Annotated in this window: 17 protein-coding genes; 5 read left to right on the top strand and 12 right to left on the bottom strand. The window is 62.8% G+C overall.

Going from position 1 to position 18,683, the window contains the following annotated elements:
- Window positions 1-104: 104 nt before the first annotated feature.
- Entirely contained in the window at window positions 105-1,784 is a 1,680-nt protein-coding gene (locus tag CK627_RS11095) for an alpha/beta hydrolase (protein WP_167385319.1), read from the top strand.
- Window positions 1,785-1,882: 98 nt separating this feature from the next.
- On the opposite strand, the gene CK627_RS11090 is transcribed toward CK627_RS11095, so the two are convergent.
- The 6 genes from CK627_RS11090 to cyoA form a co-directional block, all read right to left on the bottom strand.
- Window positions 1,883-3,244 (bottom strand): MFS transporter, encoded by a 1,362-nt coding sequence (locus tag CK627_RS11090; protein ID WP_017780805.1) that lies wholly within the window; start codon window positions 3,242-3,244, stop codon window positions 1,883-1,885.
- A gap of 167 nt (window positions 3,245-3,411) precedes the next feature.
- Window positions 3,412-4,308 (bottom strand): heme o synthase, encoded by an 897-nt coding sequence (gene cyoE, locus CK627_RS11085; RefSeq protein WP_095592355.1) that lies wholly within the window; start codon window positions 4,306-4,308, stop codon window positions 3,412-3,414.
- A gap of 11 nt (window positions 4,309-4,319) precedes the next feature.
- The gene (locus CK627_RS11080) at window positions 4,320-4,649 is read right to left on the bottom strand and encodes a cytochrome o ubiquinol oxidase subunit IV (protein WP_005302933.1); all 330 of its coding nucleotides are present in this window, start codon (window positions 4,647-4,649) and stop codon (window positions 4,320-4,322) included.
- The gene (locus CK627_RS11075; protein ID WP_005302934.1) at window positions 4,649-5,260 is read right to left on the bottom strand and encodes a cytochrome o ubiquinol oxidase subunit III; all 612 of its coding nucleotides are present in this window, start codon (window positions 5,258-5,260) and stop codon (window positions 4,649-4,651) included. Before CK627_RS11075 ends, CK627_RS11080 begins: the two co-directional genes overlap by 1 nt.
- 4 nt (window positions 5,261-5,264) lie before the next feature.
- Entirely contained in the window at window positions 5,265-7,241 is a 1,977-nt protein-coding gene (gene cyoB, locus CK627_RS11070; RefSeq protein WP_005302935.1) for a cytochrome o ubiquinol oxidase subunit I, read from the bottom strand.
- Entirely contained in the window at window positions 7,241-8,278 is a 1,038-nt protein-coding gene (cyoA, locus tag CK627_RS11065; RefSeq protein ID WP_095592354.1) for a cytochrome o ubiquinol oxidase subunit II, read from the bottom strand. Before cyoA ends, cyoB begins: the two co-directional genes overlap by 1 nt.
- Window positions 8,279-8,885: 607 nt before the next feature.
- Here cyoA and CK627_RS11060 point away from each other — a divergent pair.
- Together CK627_RS11060 and CK627_RS11055 are read left to right on the top strand one after the other, a co-directional pair.
- Entirely contained in the window at window positions 8,886-10,811 is a 1,926-nt protein-coding gene (locus CK627_RS11060; protein WP_095592353.1) for an NAD(P)-binding protein, read from the top strand.
- Window positions 10,808-12,001 (top strand): c-type cytochrome, encoded by a 1,194-nt coding sequence (locus tag CK627_RS11055; RefSeq protein ID WP_095592352.1) that lies wholly within the window; start codon window positions 10,808-10,810, stop codon window positions 11,999-12,001. Before CK627_RS11060 ends, CK627_RS11055 begins: the two co-directional genes overlap by 4 nt.
- Before the next feature lie 62 nt (window positions 12,002-12,063).
- On the opposite strand, the gene CK627_RS11050 is transcribed toward CK627_RS11055, so the two are convergent.
- Together CK627_RS11050 and CK627_RS11045 are read right to left on the bottom strand one after the other, a co-directional pair.
- Entirely contained in the window at window positions 12,064-12,399 is a 336-nt protein-coding gene (locus CK627_RS11050) for a DUF3634 family protein (protein WP_005302941.1), read from the bottom strand.
- 121 nt (window positions 12,400-12,520) lie between these two features.
- Complete coding sequence (locus CK627_RS11045; RefSeq protein WP_095592351.1) at window positions 12,521-13,489, bottom strand: nucleoside hydrolase; 969 nt, start codon at window positions 13,487-13,489, stop codon at window positions 12,521-12,523.
- Between the two features lie 292 nt (window positions 13,490-13,781).
- Here CK627_RS11045 and CK627_RS11040 point away from each other — a divergent pair, with 292 nt between their 5' ends.
- Window positions 13,782-14,339 (top strand): HutD family protein, encoded by a 558-nt coding sequence (locus CK627_RS11040; RefSeq protein ID WP_026141624.1) that lies wholly within the window; start codon window positions 13,782-13,784, stop codon window positions 14,337-14,339.
- Between the two features lie 14 nt (window positions 14,340-14,353).
- On the opposite strand, the gene CK627_RS11035 is transcribed toward CK627_RS11040, so the two are convergent.
- On the bottom strand, window positions 14,354-14,560 hold the full coding sequence (locus tag CK627_RS11035; RefSeq protein ID WP_010633391.1) for a hypothetical protein: 207 nt from the start codon (window positions 14,558-14,560) through the stop codon (window positions 14,354-14,356).
- Between the two features lie 192 nt (window positions 14,561-14,752).
- Entirely contained in the window at window positions 14,753-15,193 is a 441-nt protein-coding gene (gene azu / locus CK627_RS11030; protein ID WP_005302949.1) for an azurin, read from the bottom strand.
- 332 nt (window positions 15,194-15,525) lie between these two features.
- Between azu and CK627_RS11025 the strand changes: the two genes are divergently transcribed.
- Entirely contained in the window at window positions 15,526-16,566 is a 1,041-nt protein-coding gene (locus CK627_RS11025; RefSeq protein WP_095592349.1) for an FAD:protein FMN transferase, read from the top strand.
- 140 nt (window positions 16,567-16,706) lie between these two features.
- Here CK627_RS11025 and CK627_RS11020 read toward each other — a convergent pair whose 3' ends face one another.
- A complete protein-coding gene (locus CK627_RS11020) occupies window positions 16,707-17,912 on the bottom strand; it encodes an MDR family MFS transporter (protein WP_095592348.1) in 1,206 nt (401 codons plus the stop codon).
- 257 nt (window positions 17,913-18,169) lie between these two features.
- Window positions 18,170-18,595, bottom strand: coding sequence for an Hsp20/alpha crystallin family protein (locus CK627_RS11015; RefSeq protein ID WP_095592347.1), 426 nt, complete (start codon window positions 18,593-18,595; stop codon window positions 18,170-18,172).
- Window positions 18,596-18,683: the final 88 nt, after the last annotated feature.

The raw sequence follows: 18,683 nt of genomic DNA, 5'->3' as shown, positions 1-18,683 counted from the left end.
AAATCGACACACCTTGCAATATTTCCATACAACTTCCGGCTGCCATCCGGTCGGCCCCTCCCCGTACTATTTCGGGGTTCAGGCTAGATAAATGGAAATAGACAATGAAATACACGCTGCTCATGACCCTGCTGGCACCGGCATTGCTGGCAGGCTGCAATCTGGAAAAGAAAGAGGAGCCCTTCCAGGCTCGCCATATTCGCGCCGGCTATGACGCCGGCCAGGTCTGCCAACAGCTGCGCCAGGGCTGGCAGGAGGACGGCATCGCCATTCCCGCCAGTCAGGTCAGTTGTCACTATCTGACGGTACCGCTCGATTACGACAAGGAGTGGGTCCAGATCAAGGAGAGCAAGTGGGAGAAAAGCTCCACCTCGCGCTCCAGCAGTGGCTTTTTCTCCGGCGACAGCAGCCGTTTCTCCTCCTGGTCGAACCAGCCCAGCCGCACCCATGTCAAACAGGAGACCCGCACGGTCAAGGGCGACACCCTGGATATCTTCTATCTGCACTATCGCGCCAGCGGCGACTATCGCGGCACCCTGTTCTACAACCCGGGCGGCCCCACTTCGGCCACCCCGGATCTCGGCCTTTTGCTCGACCTGCTGCGCAGCGCCAACCCCGCCATCCTTGAGCACTACGACATCGTCACCCTGGATCCCCGCGGGGCCGGTTACAGCGCCCTCGGCCACGAGCTGCGCAGCTGCCTGCTGACCGACAAGCAGGGCGTTCGGCCAGACATGACCCCGGCGCAGCTCGCCCAGCTCTTTGCCAGCCGTGACAAGGGCGCCCTGCCGGCACTCGAGAGCGGGGCGGATCAGGGCAAGGCCTTCGGCACCACCCTGCGCGAGCGCTGCGACGAGCCGTTGCGGCTGCATGCGCCGCACCTGGGCTCGCGGGCCGTGGTCGAGGACATGGAGCGCCTGCGCCAGCACCTGGGGCGCGAGCGGATCACCCCCATCACCTTCTCCTACGGCACTCGTCTGGCCGCCCTCTATGCCGCCCGCTACCCGAGCCACGTGGCCAATCTGGTGGTCGACTCGCCGATGTCTCCCGCCGAGAGCCGCTACCCGGCCATCTTTCGCCGCGATGCCGAGAATGCCAACCGCATTCTGGCCTGGCGCTTCGGGGAGCAGGCGCTGCAGCGCAGCATGGCGGTGACCCGGCAGGTGCGCGACAACGGCCGCTATGTGGACAATCAGGGCAATGTGCTCGACCGCGCCAGCTGGGTGGCGGTGCTGGGCGATGCCATCAGCGGCAGCCAGCGCGACGATCAGCTCGCTTTCTGGCAGCAGGACGACGCCGGCCCCCTGCTGGCCCGCCTCGCCGGGCAGGACGATGACAACCCCTATCAGGAACTGCAGGAGATGCCCTTCTTCAGCGCCATCCACTGCACCGACAACAGCGAGCCCTATGGTTGGCAGGGGCTGGATCCGGAAGATGCCTCCTTCCAGGGGGCTGGCGCCCTGCTGCTGGCCAAGAGCTTCAACACCTGCGCCGACTGGCCTTATCCGCACCAGCCCATCACCAACTACGGCGCCGGCGAGATAAAGCTGCCGGATGATGCCAGGGCCCTGGTGCTCGGCGCCGAGTACGACCCCAATACCCCCTTCGCCGGTGCCCGCCAGATGCAGGCCGCCTTTGGCCACGCCGCGCGAATGGTGCAGGTGGAGCAGAGCAATCAGCATGGCCAGCTCAGCAGCTCCCGCTGCGCCCGGGCGGCTCTCAGCACCCTGCTGTTGGGGGATGCCGCGAGCCTGCCCGCCGAGCAGCGCTGCCTGGCCGACTGAGCCCAGCCCTACCAAGCACAGCTGGGCACAATCCAGCTGAATGGAGCCCAATAAAAAGCCCGCCGGATTGGCGGGCTTTTTCATGCTGGTCGGTGTCCTCAGGCAGCGACCAGCGACTCCAGATCGCGCCGGCTCAGGCGTTTGCTGTCCACCTTCACATAGACGGAGCGCTCCGAGGCGGCCAGCAGTACGTCGCTCACCCCCTCGCAGGCGCGGATCTTCTGCTCGAGCGCAGTGTCGGCCTCCACCCCTTCCGGCAGCACGATGCGCAGGCTGCTCACATAGGGGGGCTCGGCCATGGTGAGGCTGACCCCGAGCCAGACCAGGGCCAGCGCGGCGCAGCCGCCAAACACCAGGGCGCCGCCGCCCAGGCTGTAGAGCAGGCCGCCGAGGCTGCCGCCGATGGCCACCCCGATGAACTGGCTGGTGGAGTAGATCCCCATGGCGGTGCCCTTGTAGCCGGGGGGCGACTCCTTGCTGATAAGAGAGGGCAACAGCGCTTCCATCACGTTGAAACCGATGAAGAAGATCTGCAGGCCGGCCAGCAGGCCCCACAGCTGCAGGCCGCTTTGCCAGAGCACCAGCTCGGCGACGAGCATCACCAGCACGCAGATCTGGAACACCCGCTTCATCTTTCTGCGCTTCTCGGCATAGATGATGAACGGCACCACGCTGACGAAAGCGATCAGCATGGTGACCAGATAAGCCTGCCACTGGCTGTCGCGGGGCAGGCCGGCGCGCTCCAGCAGCGGCGGCAGCGCCACAAAACTCGACATCAGCAGGGTGTGCACGCAGAGGATGCCGAAGTTGAGCTTGAGCAGGCGCGGGTTGGTCAGCACGGTGCGCATCCCCCCCTTCACCATGCCGGACTCGCGATTGAGCAGGTGACCGCTCGGGGTCGGCACCAGCCAGAGGGTGACGGCAATGCCCGCCAGCGCCAGCAGGGCGATCAGCCAGAAGAGACCACTGAGCCCCAGCGCATGGGTGATGAGGGGCCCCGTCACCATGGCGATGGCGAAGGTGATGCCAAAGCTCACCCCGATGAAGGCCATCGCCTTGGTGCGGTTCTGCTCGCGGGTGAGATCCGACAAGAGCGCCATCACGGCAGCCGAGATGGCGCCGCTGCCCTGCAAGGCGCGACCGAGGATCACGCCCCAGATGGAGTGGGTCAACGCCGCAATCACGCTGCCGAGGGCAAACATCAGCAGGCCGCCGACGATGAGAGGCTTGCGGCCCACCTTGTCGGAGAGCAGGCCGAACGGGATCTGGAACAGCGCCTGGGTCATGCCGTAGATGCCGATGGCCAGGCCGATGAGCGCCTCGGAGGCACCAGCCAGCGACATGCCGTAGGTGGTCAGCACCGGCAGCACCATAAACATGCCGAGCATGCGCAACGAGAAGACGGAGCCGAGCGCCCAGGTGGCACGGCGCTCGCCCCTCGTCATGGTGAAATCATTCATGATGGCCTCGATAGGTCAGGAAAAAGGAAGACTCAAGGGGTGGCCGACACTGGGCTTGCCACACCCGACACAAGGTAAAAGTGCCCGACGGGGCGGCCCCATAATAACAGAGCCGGGAAGGTTCCCGGCTCTGGATTTCATGCATTTTAGGGGGGCAAGTCACACTATCAGGGCAGCATGCTCACCAGTACCGCAGGCTCGGCCTCCGGCTGGAAGTCCACCGACATCATCACGCTCAGGCAGGTAATGGTGACGATGGAGAACATGAACAGCTTGCGTGCCCAGAGGGAGTCATCCACCGCCGCCTTGTAGCCAGACAGCGCCATCCCCAGCCACCAGACGCTGACCGCGGTGGCCACCACTAGATACTTGTAACCGGCGTAGCCGCCGAGGAACAGCATCAGGGTCGGCACCATGAAGGCCAGGATGTAGAGGGTGATGTGGAGCTTGGCCACCGGGATCCCCTTCACCACCGGCAGTACCGGGATGTTGGCCGCCTGGTAATCCTTGAAGCGGAAGATGGCGATCGCATAGGAGTGCGGCATCTGCCACAGGCTGAAGATCGCCAGCAGGATCAGGGCGCCAGAGTCGAACTGACCGCTCACCGCGCAGTAGCCGATGACCGGCGGCGCGGCGCCGGAGAGGCTGCCAACCAGGGTGCCGTAGACCGAGTGACGCTTCATGTAGAGGCTGTAGACCCCCACATAGACAATGAAGCCCAGCACCGCCAGCAGGGCGGCCAACGGATTGGCCGCAAAGTAGAGCAGTGCAATGCCCGCAATGCCGAGGGCGCTCGCGTACCAGAGCGATACGCCGGGGGCGATCAGACCCTTCACCAGAGCACGGTTCTTGGTGCGCTCCATGATGCAGTCGATGTCCCGGTCGATGTAGTTGTTGAACACGCAACCGGAGGCGACCACCAGTGATACACCAGCCATGGTCAGGATGAAGAGGGGCACATCCAGGCTCCCCTTGGAGGCCAGCAGGAACCCTCCGATAACCGAGATGAGGTTACCGAAGATGATGCCCGGCTTGGTCACTTGCAGGTATTGCTTCATCATCATTGCCAACCTGCTCAGTGAACCATCATGTTGATGTTGAGGTTGTACATGATCCACAGGGAACCCACGACCACGATGGCGATGATGAGCACGGTAAAGATCAGTGCCACCAGGTTCCAGCGCTCCTCGGACGAGGTGTTCATGTGCAGGAAGTAGACCAGGTGCACGAAGATCTGCACCACCGCCATGCCGACCACGGTGGCCAGCACGGTAGTGTGGGAGGCAGAACCGTCCATCACCATCCAGAACGGCACTGCGGTCAGGATCAGGGACAGCACGAAGCCGATCAGGTAGCTCTTGGCGCTGCCGTGGCTGGCGCCGTGATTGTCAACGGAATGACTCATTACATGACCCCCATCAGATAGACCACGGTGAAGACGCAGATCCACACCACGTCGAGGAAATGCCAGAACAGGCTCAGGCACATCAGACGGGTACGGTTGCGATCGGTCAGCCCCTTCTTGGCTACCAGCACCATCATCACGATGATCCAGACAAGACCACTGGTCACGTGGATACCGTGAGTACCCACCAGGGTGAAGAAGGCGGAGAGGAAGCCACTGCGATCCGGACCGTAGCCCTCGGCAATCAGGTGATGGAACTCGTAGATCTCCATCGCGATAAAGCCGGCACCGAACAGGAAGGTGATGAACAGCCAGGTATTGACCGCCGCCACCTTGTTCTTGTTCATGGCCAGCATGCCAAAGCCAAAGGTGATGGAGCTCAGCAGCAGCAGCATGGTTTCGGCAAACACGAACGGCAGTTCGAAGATGTCCTTGCCGCTCGGACCGCCGGCGGTGCCGTTGACCAGGACCGCATAGGTCGCGAACAGGGTCGCGAACAGGATGCAGTCACTCATCAGGTAGATCCAGAAGCCGAATACCTTGTTGGCGCCGGCATCATGGTGCCCATCCTCATGGGCACCGTGAGTGTGATGTAGAACGTCAGTCGCCATGGAATTAAGCCACCTTGTTGAGATTTTCAAAATGCTGACGCTCGATCCGCTCGATCTCGTCAACCTGCACGTAGTAGTCCACGTCGTCATTGAAGCTGTGGATGATCCAGGTGGCGATCATGCCGACGAAGCCGGCGATGGCCATCCACCAGATGTGCCAGATCATGGCAAAGCCGAACAGGGTGCTGAAGGCGGCGATGATGACGCCGGCACCGGAGTTTTTCGGCATGTGGATCGGGTCATAGTGCTTGGGCTGCTGATAGGCAGAACCGTCCTGCTTGGCTTCCCAGAACGCATCCAGCCCTTTGATCTTCGGCTCGATGGCGAAGTTGTAGAAGGGGGGCGGCGAGGAAGTGGACCACTCCAGGGTACGGCCACCCCAGGGATCGCCGGTCAGGTCGCGGTTCTTCTCGCGGTCGCGGATGCTGACCACGATCTGGATCACCTGGCACAGTACGCCCAGCGCAATCAGACCGGCGCCGCAGGCAGCCACCACCAGCCAGCCGTGGAACTCGGGATCGATGTTCTGGCTGACACGACGGGTCATGCCCATGAAGCCCAGCACGTAGAGCGGCATGAAGGCCACGAAGAAGCCGGTGATCCAGCACCAGAAGGCACGCTTGCCCCAGACGTCATCCAGCTTGAAGCCGAACGCTTTCGGGAACCAGTAGGTGATACCGGCGAAGCAGCCGAACACCACGCCGCCGATGATGACGTTGTGGAAGTGGGCGATCAGGAACAGGCTGTTGTGCAGCACGAAGTTGGCGGCCGGCACGGAGAGCAGTACCCCGGTCATGCCACCCACGGTGAAGGTGATGATGAAGCCGACGGTCCACAGCATGGGTGAGGTGAACTCGATGCGACCGCGGTACATGGTGAACAGCCAGTTGAAGATCTTCACCCCGGTCGGGATGGAGATGATCATGGTGGTGATGCCGAAGAAGGCATTCACGTTGGCGCCGGACCCCATGGTGAAGAAGTGGTGCAGCCAGACGATGAAGGAGAGCACGGTAATGGCGATGGTCGCCCACACCAGCGAGGTGTAACCGAACAGCTTCTTCTTGCAGAAGGTCGCCACCACTTCGGAGAAGATCCCGAACACCGGCAGTACCAGGATGTACACCTCGGGGTGACCCCAGGCCCAGATCAGGTTGATGTACATCATCATGTTGCCACCCATGTCATTGGTAAAGAAATGGGTACCCAGGTAGCGGTCTGCGGTGAGCAGGGCGATGGTGACGGTCAGGATCGGGAAGGAGGCGATGATCAGCACGTTGGCGCACAGGGCGGTCCAGGTGAACACCGGCAGGCGCATCATGGTCATGCCAGGGGCGCGCATCTTGATGATGGTGGCGAAGAAGTTCACGCCGGTCAGCAGGGTCCCCAGACCCGAGATCTGCAGACTCCAGATCCAGTAATCGACCCCGACCCCGGGACTGAACTCCAGCCCCGACAAGGGCGGATAGGCCAGCCAGCCGGTCTGGGCGAATTCACCGACCCCGAGGGAGACGTTAATAAGCACCACGGCCGCGGCAGTGAACCAGAAGCTCAGGTTGTTCAGGAAGGGGAAGGCGACGTCACGGGCACCGATCTGCAGCGGCACGACGATGTTCATCAGACCGATCACCAGCGGCATGGCCACGAAGAAGATCATGATGACGCCGTGGGCGGTGAAGATCTGGTCGTAGTGGTGCGGTGGCAGTATGCCCTCGCCGCCGGCCGAGGCCATGACCTGCTGGGTACGCATCATCACCGCATCGGCAAAGCCGCGCAGCAGCATGACCATGCCGAGGATGAGATACATGATACCGAGGCGTTTGTGGTCGACCGAGGTCAACCACTCTTTCCACAGATATTGCCACTTGCCGAAATAGGTGATGAGGCCGGCGATACCCAGCCCACCCAGAATGATGCCGGCGATCGTGACCATGATGATGGGTTCATGGTACGGAATGGCATCGAGTGTTAATTTTCCAAACATCAGTTAGTACCCGCTTTCACTGTCTTGTCGGCCGGCATGTGACCGGCGTGGTCCATCTGCTCGCCCTGGGCCTCATGGTGCATGGCGTCGCCGTGCTCCATGCCTTCATGGCTCATGGAGGCATCATGCGGCATCGCGGCCTGCGCTTCGCCGTGTTGCATGGCGGCGTGCTCGCCGTGCTTCATGTCGCCCATGAACTTGTTGATGATGTTGACGAACAGCTTGGGATCGGCGCTGGCGAAGTACTCCACCGGGTGGTTTTCGCTCTTCTTGGCCAGGGTATTGAACTCATCCATGGTGTTGAGCGCCTTGGAAGAGGCTTTCACCTTGGCGACCCAGGCGTCGAAACCGGCCTGATCCTGCGTGGCGATGGCGTTGAACTTCATGCCGGAGAAACCGGCGCCGCTGTAGCCACCCGAGATGCCCTTGTACTGGCCTGCCTCGTTGGCAATCAGGTGCAGCTTGGTCTGCATGCCCGCCATGGCGTAGATCTGGCCGCCCAGCTGAGGAATGAAGAAGGAGTTCATCACGGTGTCGGAGGTCACCCGGAAATTGACCGGGGTGTTGACCGGGAATGCCAGCTCGTTGACCGAGGCGATGCCCAGCTCCGGATAGACAAACAACCATTTCCAGTCAAGGGAGATGACATCGACCTGGATCGGTTTCACCTCGGATTCCAACGGTTTGTAGGGATCCAGAGAGTGGGACGTTTTCCAGGTAATCACCGCCAGGATGGCGATAATGATGACGGGTACGGTCCAGACGACCGCTTCAATCTTGTTGGAGTGGGCCCAGTCAGGCGCATAGGTGGCATTGGTGTTGGACGCTCGGTATTTGTAAGCGAACGCCACTGCCATCACGATCACGGGCACCACCACGATCAGCATCAAGCCGAGTGCGGTCAATATCAGTGACTTCTGCTCCAGACCAACTTGCCCCTTGGGGCTCATCAGCGCCATGTCGCAGCCGCTCAGCAAGCCGGCAGTCGCGAGCAACAGCAAAGCGCCCAAGCCCCTCTTTACATCAAAAGGTCTCATGCAATGTCCTCATCTTCGCAAGGCTAAAGTGGTAAGAAAAACGCAGCATTCTATTTCACCGGGGGGGGATGTGAACAACATGAAAAATTAATCTTTCACTTGTGTGCGGTTTGCGATTTCTGTGTGTCGCATGTTAATGGCTTGACGCCGCTGAATTTATCCATGTCGGGCCCTTCTCAATTAATCAGCGGCTGGCTCAATTTTATTCAATCAGCGTTGATTAAATGACCACCTCGTCGTTTAACCTTTTATTTCACAAGGATAAAGGGCGTCATTTGGTGGCCTTGCGGTGAAAATTCAGGCGATAATCAGGCCCTGTTTGTCGACCATGGCCGAATAAAGGTGAGACTCGAAATTAACCATAATTAATCAAATTAAATTTCAATTAATTCCTTGGTGTTGATGTGGCTTTGCCTCACAAACATGCATATTTCATCCATCTCACCGCCATGACCATCACATGATCCCCCATTTTGTTTAATAAGTTATTATCAAAGCCATGGACTCCATCGGGATATAGCGGTAGGTTGCGCCCCTTCGTTACTCGTCAGTCACGAATTCAACCCTATCCCACTTCTCATTCGACTCTTCATTTACAGGGATTGCCATGAGCATCACACGCAGAGACTTTCTCAACGGCGTCGCCATTGCCATTGCGGCCGGCGTCGCCCCCATCCAGCTGCTGCAGGCCGCCGAAGGCGGCAAGGCGCTGGCCGAGAAGACGCTGGTCTATCCGCCCGCTCTCACCGGCCTGCGCGGCAACCATCCGGGCTCCTTCGAGCCGGCTCACAGCATCGCCCGAGACGGCAAGCAGTATGACTTCGCCCACCTCCCGCTGGAGGGCGAGTACGATCTGGTGATCGTCGGCGCCGGCATCAGCGGCCTCTCCGCCGCCTGCTTCTACCAGCAACTGCTCGGGGCGGACAAAAAGATCCTGCTGCTCGACAACCACGACGACTTCGGTGGCCACGCCAAGCGCAACGAGTTCACCACTCCGGATGGTCTGCGGCTGGGTTACGGCGGCAGCGAATCCCTGCAATCGCCGCGCTCCGTCTACAGCCCGGTGGCGCTGGGGCTGCTCAAGGCGCTGGAGGTCAACATCGACGAGCTGGCCAAAGGCTTCCAACAGACCTTCTACCCGGATCTGGGCCTGAGCCGCGGCGTCTTCTTTGACGAGAAGCACTTCGGGGTCAACAAGATAGTGAGCGGCGACCCGGGCCACAGCGTGGCCGACGACATCCCGCGCGATCGCTTGAACGGCCGGCCGCTGGCCGAGTTCATCGGCGACTTCCCGTTTGACGACACCGACAAGGCCGCCCTGCTGGCGCTGCACGAAGAGCAGACCGACTACCTGCACGGCATGACCCGCGAGCAGAAAGACGCCTGGATGGAGAGCAACAGCTACACCACCTTCCTGCGCGACAAGGTGGGGCTGAGCGAGCGGGCCATCACCTTCTTCCAGCAGCGCACCGACGACTTCCAGGCGGTCGGCATCGATGCCACCTCCTGCGCCGACGCGCGCCTGTGCGCCCTGCCGGGCTTTGCCGGCATGGATCTCACCCCGCTCGATGCAGAATCCCAGGCCGAGCTGGACGACCCCTACATCTTCCACTTCCCGGATGGCAACGCCGGCCTCACCCGCTTGATGGTGCGCAAGCTAATTCCGCAGGTGGCCCCGGGCCACACCATGCAGGATGTGGTGCTGGCCAGGTTCGACTACAGCCAGCTCGACCGCCCCGAGCACAAGGTGCAGCTGCGCCTTGGCAGCACGGTGCTGCAGGCCAGAAACGTGCCGCTCAAGGACGGCAAACAGGGGGTGGACGTCACCTACATCAAGGAGGGCAAACTGCACCGGGTGCAGGCCAGACAGTGCATCATGGCCGGCTACAACATGATGATCCCCTACCTGGTGCCCGAGATGCCGGAGCCCCAGAAGGAGGCGCTGCGTCAGAACGTCAAGGCGCCGCTGGTCTACACCAAGGTGGTGATCAGAAACTGGCAGCCGTTCGTCAAACTCGGCGTGCACGAGGTCTATGCCCCGGCCGCCCCCTACAGCCGGGTCAAGCTCGACTACCCGGTCGACCTCGGCGGCTATGAGCATCCCAAGAACCCGGATCAGCCCATGTGCCTGCACATGGTCTATGTGCCGACCCTGCCGGGCAGCGGCCTGTCGGCCCGCGAGCAGTCCCGCAAGGGGCGCGCCATGCTCCTCGGCATGCCGTTCGAGCAGCACGAGCAGATGATCCGCGAACAATTGCAGGCCATGCTGGGCGAGGCCGGCTTCAACCATGAGCAGGATATCCTCGCCATCACGGTCAACCGCTGGTCCCACGGCTACTCCTACATCGCCAACTCCCTGTTTGACGACGACGAGCAGTCGGAGCGCTTCATTGAGCGGGGTCGCCAGCCGGTGGGCAACATCACCATCGCCAACTCGGACGCGGGCTGGAGCCCCTATGCTCACGCCGCCATCGACGAGGCGTGGCGCGCCGTCAACGAGCTGGTCGCCCTGACCAAGGGAGGTGCAAAATGATCCGTTCCCTGACTGCCAGCGCCGTGCTGCTGGCCCTGCCCACCTTCGCCCTGCAAGCCGCCCCCGCCATGTCGGCGGGTGAATACGTGGCCAAGCTGGGGGACTGCGCCGCCTGTCACACCAGCGAGGCGAGCAAGCCGCTCGCCGGCGGCAAGGGTTTCCCCACCCCGGTCGGCACCGTCTACGCCACCAACATCACCCCGGACAAGACCCACGGCATCGGCAACTACAGCCTGCCCGAGTTCATCAAGGTGATGCGCGAAGGGATCACCCGCAGCGGCGACCCCCTCTACCCGGCCATGCCCTACACCGCCTACGCCAAGATGAGCGATGAGGATCTCACCGCCCTCTACCACTACCTGATGCAGGATGTGCAGCCGCAGGCCATTGCCAACAAGGCGAGCGACATCCCCTGGCCGCTCAACATGCGCTGGCCCCTCAGGGGCTGGAACTGGCTCTATCACGATGACGGCTGCTTCACCCCGGTCACCGGCAAGAGTGAAGAGTGGAACCGTGGCGCCTATCTGGTGCAGGGGGCGGGCCACTGCGGCAGCTGCCACACCCCGCGCGGGATCGGCATGCAGGAGAAGGCCCTGACCGAAGCGGATCCCCTCTATCTGAGCGGCGCTACCCTGGATGGCTGGTATGCTCCCGACATCCGCGGCAGCCGCTACGACAAGCAGGCCCTCATCGATCTGCTGAAAACCGGCCGCAGCCAGCATCAGGCCGTCAGCGGCCCCATGGCGGAAGTGATCACTCACAGCAGCCAGTACTTCAGCGACGCGGATCTGGCCAGCATCGCCACCTACCTGACCGGGCTGGATGACGAGGCACCGGCCGCCAGGGGCAACCGTGCCTACGCCAGTGCCGGCGGCAAGGCGGACTACGCCATGTACTGCTCCACCTGCCACGGCAACGACGGGCGCGGCAACGACCACGTCATCCCCTCCCTGGTCGGCAACCAGACCGTACTGGCCGAGGATCCGGCCAGCCTGCTCAACGTGCTGCTGCACGGCGCCGAGACCCCCATCACCCAGGGCAACATCGGCTACCACATGCCGGGCTACGGCTGGACCCTCAACGATCAGCAGATCGCCGAGCTGGTCAACACCCTGCGCGCCTCCTGGGGCAATGAAGGGGTCGCCATCAAGCCGGAGACGGTCAAGGCCCAGCGCGCCCTGCACCCATAAGTCACTCCGACCCTAACAAAACGGGCCTCCAATGGAGGCCCGTTTGCTGTGTGAGTGACGACTCACCCCTTGCGCGGTTTGGAGCCGGAGAGCGGCACCGCCCCCAGCCGGTAATCGCCATAGGGGAAGATGTTGCGAAAACGCTGGGCCACCGGCTCCGGAATGGAGCGGGAGAAGACCAGCTTGACCCCATCGCCATCGCGCTGACCCAGGATGCGCCCGCGCACCGTCTCGTGACGCAGGATCTGTTTGGCATGCTCGATGAATGCGGGCGACACCTTGCCCCGCTTGACCTGCACCTTGCCGGGGGCAAGCCGGATCTCGAACAGGGCGCCACGCCCCAGCTTCATCAACCACCAGATCAGGGCAATCGCCACCAGCAACGACAACCAGGCCATCCTGTTTCTCCTTCTTCACACGGTTGCTGCCAGTATAAGCCGCAACTGGCCCCCAATTGTTTGGTGCGGATCACAGCCGCGTCTCAAGTCCGACCGCAAGCCACCCTGCTCGCCTAGCCCTCTAGCGGTTGCGACCCCAAGCCACCAGCGTCTCCCGATAGAGCGCCAGCAGCGCCTGCTCCCGCACCGCCACCCCGACCTGCTGGGCAGGATGGTCGGCCCACTCATCGTGGGGGTGGGACTTGCCGTCAAATTTCTGCAGGGTGTGACCGATGGCAGGGCCGTCGTTGATGACCCGCACCGGCCCCGCGCGCAGGGTGAACAGGGTCGGATCGATCACGTAGGCGATGGCGGACGGGTCGTGCACGTGGCAACCGTCGAGCCCGATCCGCTCGGAGTAGAAGCGCAGGTAGAAGCGGCTGACATCCCACAGGAAACGGCCTGGCTCCCCCGCTTCATCGCGCAGTGCGTCCAGATAGGCGCTGCTGAAGAAACTCTGCTGGGTCACGTCCAGCCCGATGATCACCACAGGCCAGCGGGCGGTGAATACCCGGTCGGCGGCATCCGGATCGTCGTGGATGTTGGCCTCGGCATAGGGGGTCACATTGCCGCGATGGCCGTTGACGCCGAAGGCGCCGCCCATCACCACCACCTGCTTCACCAGGCCGGCAATCTCGGGGGCCGCCTGCAGCGCCAGCGCCAGGTTGGTGAGCGGCCCTATGGTGACCAGGGTGATCTCACCGGGGGCGGCCTTCACCGCTTCGACGATATACTGCCAGGCCGGCCGGGGATCCGGAGTGAGCGTCACCTCCCCCGCCGTCACGTCGCCAAACCCGCTCGGGCCGTGTACCACAGTGGTCGGGCCCACCGGCTCGCGTCGCAGCGGGGCGGCCGCCCCCTGCGCCACATCCGCCTTCATGCCATATTGCTGCTTGAGCCAGAGGGCGTTGTGAGTGCCGTTCTTGATGGTGGCATTGCCAAAAACCGTGGTGATGGCGAGCAGCTCGATGGCGGGGTGGGCTTCGGCAAACAGAATTGCCATGGCGTCATCGATACCGGGATCGGTATCCAGAATGATCTTGTGAGTCATGGGGCCTCCTTGGGCAACAGAACCGCCAGTGTAGCGAGCCGCCGCCGCTTTAACAGCGACGGGATCACAGCCTGCCGTTTTGCCCTCCCGCCGCCTCGCAAAAGTGGTTGCGTTTCATACAGCCGCGACGGACAAGCAGCCAACGCAAGGGCGATGGCTGGCCTGACTGATGAAACTGATGAAATAGTGGGCGGGCAGTGCTGGACAGGCAGACGCAACCTTGTGGGCCGGCGGGCGGGATGGTATCACTGGGCCACACAATTCACTCCGCTCACCACCTGCCGAGGCGCCATTGATCACCCTGATAAAAGAGTCCGACCAGCTGAAGATGCCCTGGAAAAACAAGCAGGGCACCACAGCCCAGATCCTCATCTCCCCTGCCGGCGCCAGCCTCGACAAGCTCGATTTTGCCTATCGGCTGAGCTCGGCGCCCATCAAGGGGGCCGGCCCCTTCTCGAAATTTCCCGGCTATCAGCGCATCCTGCTGCCCATCAGCGGGGCCGGCTTCGTGCTCAACGGCCACCCCTACGCCACCTTCGAGGCGGCCCACTTCAGCGGGGATGACGACACCCACTGCGAGCTGCTGAAAAAAGAGGTGACGGATCTGGGGCTCATCTATGACCCGGCCCGCCTCAGTGCCAACGTGCGGGTGCTCAACCTCCCCTTCCCGCTCAGCCTCACCCTGGAGGCGGACAAGACCTATCTCTGCTACCTGCTAAGCGGCCAGCTCACGGCGGCGGGCCAGCCCATGACGGTCAACGAGACCCTGCTGATCAGCGGCGAGCAGAGCATCCAGTTCGACTGCCAGCAGAAGAGCGCCATCGCCTTCTTTACCCTGCAGCCCAGGTAGGTGGCTGGCGCCGGTCAGCGTTTCGGCGCCCGGCCGCCGCTGTCGAGGCAGGCCTGCATGGAGTCATAGGGGGTGTAGTGCTTGGTGCGGCTGTAGTAGGTACCGCCCTTGGGATGGCAGATGCCGTTGCGGCTCTTCTTCACCGGCGGCTCTGCCGCCAGCGCAATGGCGCATACCAGCAGCAGGCAACAGCCGACCACCCAGTTGATGGCGTATCTCACGACAAACGACTCCTCTCACGCGGACCATCAGGCCCGAAAGGGGCCTATCTTACCCGCTATGCTCCCCACTCACCCCGCGCGGGATCATAAAACGGCACACAGCTCCCGGTGCAGAGCCAGGGTTCCCTACGGCATGGCAAGCGGCCACAAAAAAGCCGGGCACTGCCCGGCTTCTGAGTCGGCACAACGTGCTTAGCCGACCTTGAAGGTGCCCTTCATCATGGCGAAGTGACCGGGGAAGGAGCAGAAGAAGGTGAGGTCTTTGCCGGCCAGGCCGTCGGTCTTGAAGGTGACGCTGGTGCTCTCGCCGCCGCCCACCAGCTTGGTGTGGGCCAGTACGCGGGGATCATCCTTGGGCAGGTAGTTGTTCTCGGCACCGGCACTCATGCCCGCGGTGGCAACGGCCTGATAGTCGGCGGTGTTGGCCAGCGCCCAGTTGTGGCCCATGGCGGTCACCGGCATCTTGCCGGTATGGTTCAGGGTCACGGTCACCTCTTTGCAGGTGGCCGGTACGCTCATCTCCTTGAGGTTGTACTGCATGGCATCATTGCCTTCGATGACCAACGCGCACTCATCGGCCAGAGCCGGGGCAGCCAGGGTGCTCAGAAACAGCAGGGTAATCGCCTTTTTCATCATCCTCTCCTTTGATTGGCAATAGATGGCAACACAATTGCCTGCAGGCTCGCACCATGGCTGGCAAACATGCTGTCAAAATCGACCTTATTCTACTCAACTGTCGTCATTCGGCTATGTCTTTAGCGCAAAGCTGCGGGTCAGGTCACCAGATTGTTCCCATTATTTGACTGGACAAACCGGCCGCGCCGCCCATTAACCACTCTTTGTTTAATTATCTCCCGCGCTTTTCTCCAGCCGACGCTCGCCCGCCGCCGCGCCCTTGGCTAAGCTGGCGACCCCGGCTCGCAGCCCGCGCTCGAGCCATCCGTTTTTAGCCAGAGAGATCCCGCATGTCGCTCCTTGCTCGCCCGGCCCCCCGCGGCCTGTTGTTGACCCTGCTGCTGATGCTGACCGCCTGTCAGCCAGCCCCGACCCAGACCCGCATTCAGGGCAAGACCATGGGCACCTATTATGCGGTGACCCTGAGCGACCCTTTCCCGGGCGGGGAGCCTGCGCTGCAGCAGGAGGTCGACGCCCTGCTGGCGCGCATGAACCACGAGATCTCCACCTACGACCCGAACTCCCTCATCTCCCGCTTCAATCAGGGCAGCGGTCAGCCACCTATGGCCATTCCCGCCACCATGGCCAAAATCGTGCAGCAGGGCATCGATGCCGGCCATCTCACCAAAGGCAAGCTCGACGTCACCGTGGGCCCGCTGGTCAACCTGTGGGGATTCGGGCCGGACAAACGTCCCATCAAGCGCCCCAGCGCCGAGCAGATCGCCAGCGCCCGCCAGAAGGTGGGCATCGACCGGCTGACCTTGACCCCAGAGGGTGATCACTTCCTGCTCGGCAAGGGCATTCCCGATCTCTACCTCGATCTCTCCACCCTGGGCGAGGGGGCGGCCTCCGACGAGATTGCCGGCCTGCTCGAGCAAAAGGGGGTGCACAACTACCTCATCGAGGTGGCCGGCGCCGTGCGCAGCAAGGGCAACAACGCCAAGGGCAAGCCCTGGCGGGTGGCCATCGTCGAGCCGTCCGACCAGCCCGGCGCCTTCTCGGACGTGGTGATCCCCAACGGCATGGCTCTCAGCACCGCCGGCAGCTATCGCAACTACTACGAGCTCGACGGCCAGCGCTACTCCCACATCATCGACCCTGCCAGCGGCCAGCCCATCACCCACAAGCTGGTCTCCGCCAGCGTCATCACCCCGACTGCGCTCGAGGCCGACGCCCTCGACACCGCCCTCATGGTGATGGGGCCGGAGCAGGCGATGGCCTTTGCCAAGGAGCATGGGCTCGCCGTCTACCTCATCGTCAAGACCGAGCAGGGCTTCGCCGCCAGCCATACCCCCCAGTTCGCCCCCTATCTGGTTCCCAAGCAGCCATAACCCAGCCACCATAAAAAAGAGGCCCCGCAGTGCGGGGCCTCGTTGTTTTCAAGCCGGCGTGATTCGATGGGAATGCAGTGAGGCATTGGCGTATTCCCTCGGCGACAGCAAACCAGTGAGCGCCGTCAACACGCTGCGTGTTAATCCTCGCAGCCGGCCGGCGAGGCCGATGGACGCGCCTCCCGGCGACCCATCCCGTAGAGGGCAAACACCAGCATGCAGATCGCGGTCATCACGGCGAACAGGGCCGGGCCACCCCACACTTGCAAGAACCAGCCTCCCACCATAGGCGAGAACGCCCAGCCGAGCCCGGCCAGGGCGCTGGCGCCGAAGTAGCTCCCCTTGAGGTGAGCCGGCGCCATCTGGTCGATCAGCACGTTGAAGAGCGGAAACAGCACCGCCTCCCCCACGCTCAGCAAGAACATCGCCACCAGCCAGGGCCACAGCAGGGCCGGGCTCGACAGGGCAAACATCACCTGGGCCGATGCCATCAGCAGGATGGAGAACTGCAGCCGCAGGCTCACCCGCCAGCGCCGGGTCAGGTGCAGCAGCGGAAACTGCAGGGTGATGATGGTGAGCGCATTGGTGGCCACCAGCAGGGCCACCAGCGTCTCCACCTCGGGGGCGCCGGCGCGGGTCAGGTACTGGATCAGCGGCGACTCCACCTGGGCGTAGACCAGATTCATCAGCAGGTTGGCGAGGATGAACAGCATGAAGGCGCGATCCCGCCCCACCACCCTGAGCATGGCCCCCAGGGAGAGACCCGCATCCGGCCGGTTGGCGCAGTCGCGGCGAAAGCCGAGCAGGAAGGCGATGCCGAGCAGGCCATAGCTGGCGGCCGTCACCACGAAGGTCTCCTGGCGCGCACCGAGCCCCACCATGACGCCGATGAGGGGCCCCACCCCCGCCCCCACGTTGAGCAGGAAGTAGCGCAGGTGCAGAGCCAGCTCGCGCAGCGCCTTCTCGGGCAGCAGATCTCCCATCAGTGCCTTGCCCGGGGTATCGATAAAGGCGTAGGAGAGACCCGAACCAAACACCCCGAGGGTGATGAGCCAGAGGGAGTGACCGAACCCGAGCAACAGGTAGGCGCCGCACGACAGGGCGCAGCCGAGCAGCAGTATGGTGCGCCGGCCGAGCCGGTCGGAGAGCCAGCCGACGTAGAAGCCGATGAGGCAGGAGAGCACCGCCGCGCCGCCCAGCAGCATCCCGATACCGGAGGCTGACAGGCCATACTCCCGGTAGAGCAGGATGGAGAGGAAGGGCCAGACCATGAAGAAACTGGTGCGCACCATGAAGGTGCCCAGGATCACGATCCAGACCAGCGGGGGAAAGGGTGGCAGGCGCATGGGAACTCCTTGTCGCGCAATGGTGGCTGATCCGCAGGGGAAAGCATTCAGTGGTATCAAAAGAAACCCATTTGCACAATCCCCCCTCTGAAAAAATCCACCCGGAGGGCTGTCCGGGGCCGATCGGCGGGTGGCCTTGTGATCAGGAACGAGCCGGGGTCGCCGCCAGCCATCCCTGCCCTCTCCCCGGCCTGCTCCCCAACCACCATAAAGAGCGAGGCCCCGCACTGCGGGGCCTCGTGGTGTGCAAGCCGGCGCTACTCGATGGGGATGCGGTGGGGCGCCGGAGTCACCGCCTGCTTGGGCAGTTGCAGGGTGAGGATGCCGTTGTCGAAGCGGGCGACCACCTGCTCCGGCGTCACCTCCACCGGCAGTTCGACGGTGCGCGATACGCTGCCGAAATAGCGCTCACTGCGCAGGGTGCGCTCATCCTGGCTCTGGCTGTCGTGCTGGCGGATCTCCGCCTTCAGGGTCACCAGCTTGCCGTGCACATCCACGTGGATGTCCTCCTTCGCCACCCCGGGCAGCTCCGCCTGCAGCAGATAGCCGCCGCAGCTCTCCTTGAGGTCCAGCTTGATCTGGCTCGGCAGCGGATCCCCGTGCAGGGGCCGGATGTAGAAACCGGAGGCCATGTCGTGAAACAGGTCATCAAACAGACTGGTACGGCCTGGTAGCAAACTCATTTGATTCCTCCTTGTGGTCACTGGATGGTCGAAGGCAGGCCCGCGGCCTGCCTCTTTTCAGTCTAAAAACCGGCGTGGGCGCCGCCAG

It is taken from the genome of Aeromonas dhakensis, from assembly GCF_002285935.1.
GTDB classification, from domain to species: Bacteria; Pseudomonadota; Gammaproteobacteria; order Enterobacterales; family Aeromonadaceae; genus Aeromonas; species Aeromonas dhakensis.
The sequence above is the reverse complement of the archived record's forward strand: the minus strand, read 5'-3'. Positions and strand labels throughout refer to the sequence as shown.

Excerpts from the sequence above, each read along its gene's own strand:
- CK627_RS11095 (WP_167385319.1), top strand. The coding sequence starts at position 105 with ATGAAATACACGCTGCTCATGACCCTGCTGGCACCGGCATTGCTGGCA.
- CK627_RS11090 (WP_017780805.1), bottom strand. The coding sequence starts at position 3,244 with ATGAATGATTTCACCATGACGAGGGGCGAGCGCCGTGCCACCTGGGCG.
- cyoE (WP_095592355.1), bottom strand. The coding sequence starts at position 4,308 with ATGATGATGAAGCAATACCTGCAAGTGACCAAGCCGGGCATCATCTTC.
- CK627_RS11080 (WP_005302933.1), bottom strand. The coding sequence starts at position 4,649 with ATGAGTCATTCCGTTGACAATCACGGCGCCAGCCACGGCAGCGCCAAG.
- CK627_RS11075 (WP_005302934.1), bottom strand. The coding sequence starts at position 5,260 with ATGGCGACTGACGTTCTACATCACACTCACGGTGCCCATGAGGATGGG.
- cyoB (WP_005302935.1), bottom strand. The coding sequence starts at position 7,241 with ATGTTTGGAAAATTAACACTCGATGCCATTCCGTACCATGAACCCATC.
- cyoA (WP_095592354.1), bottom strand. The coding sequence starts at position 8,278 with ATGAGACCTTTTGATGTAAAGAGGGGCTTGGGCGCTTTGCTGTTGCTC.
- CK627_RS11060 (WP_095592353.1), top strand. The coding sequence starts at position 8,886 with ATGAGCATCACACGCAGAGACTTTCTCAACGGCGTCGCCATTGCCATT.
- CK627_RS11055 (WP_095592352.1), top strand. The coding sequence starts at position 10,808 with ATGATCCGTTCCCTGACTGCCAGCGCCGTGCTGCTGGCCCTGCCCACC.
- CK627_RS11050 (WP_005302941.1), bottom strand. The coding sequence starts at position 12,399 with ATGGCCTGGTTGTCGTTGCTGGTGGCGATTGCCCTGATCTGGTGGTTG.
- CK627_RS11045 (WP_095592351.1), bottom strand. The coding sequence starts at position 13,489 with ATGACTCACAAGATCATTCTGGATACCGATCCCGGTATCGATGACGCC.
- azu (WP_005302949.1), bottom strand. The coding sequence starts at position 15,193 with ATGAAAAAGGCGATTACCCTGCTGTTTCTGAGCACCCTGGCTGCCCCG.
- CK627_RS11025 (WP_095592349.1), top strand. The coding sequence starts at position 15,526 with ATGTCGCTCCTTGCTCGCCCGGCCCCCCGCGGCCTGTTGTTGACCCTG.
- CK627_RS11020 (WP_095592348.1), bottom strand. The coding sequence starts at position 17,912 with ATGCGCCTGCCACCCTTTCCCCCGCTGGTCTGGATCGTGATCCTGGGC.
- CK627_RS11015 (WP_095592347.1), bottom strand. The coding sequence starts at position 18,595 with ATGAGTTTGCTACCAGGCCGTACCAGTCTGTTTGATGACCTGTTTCAC.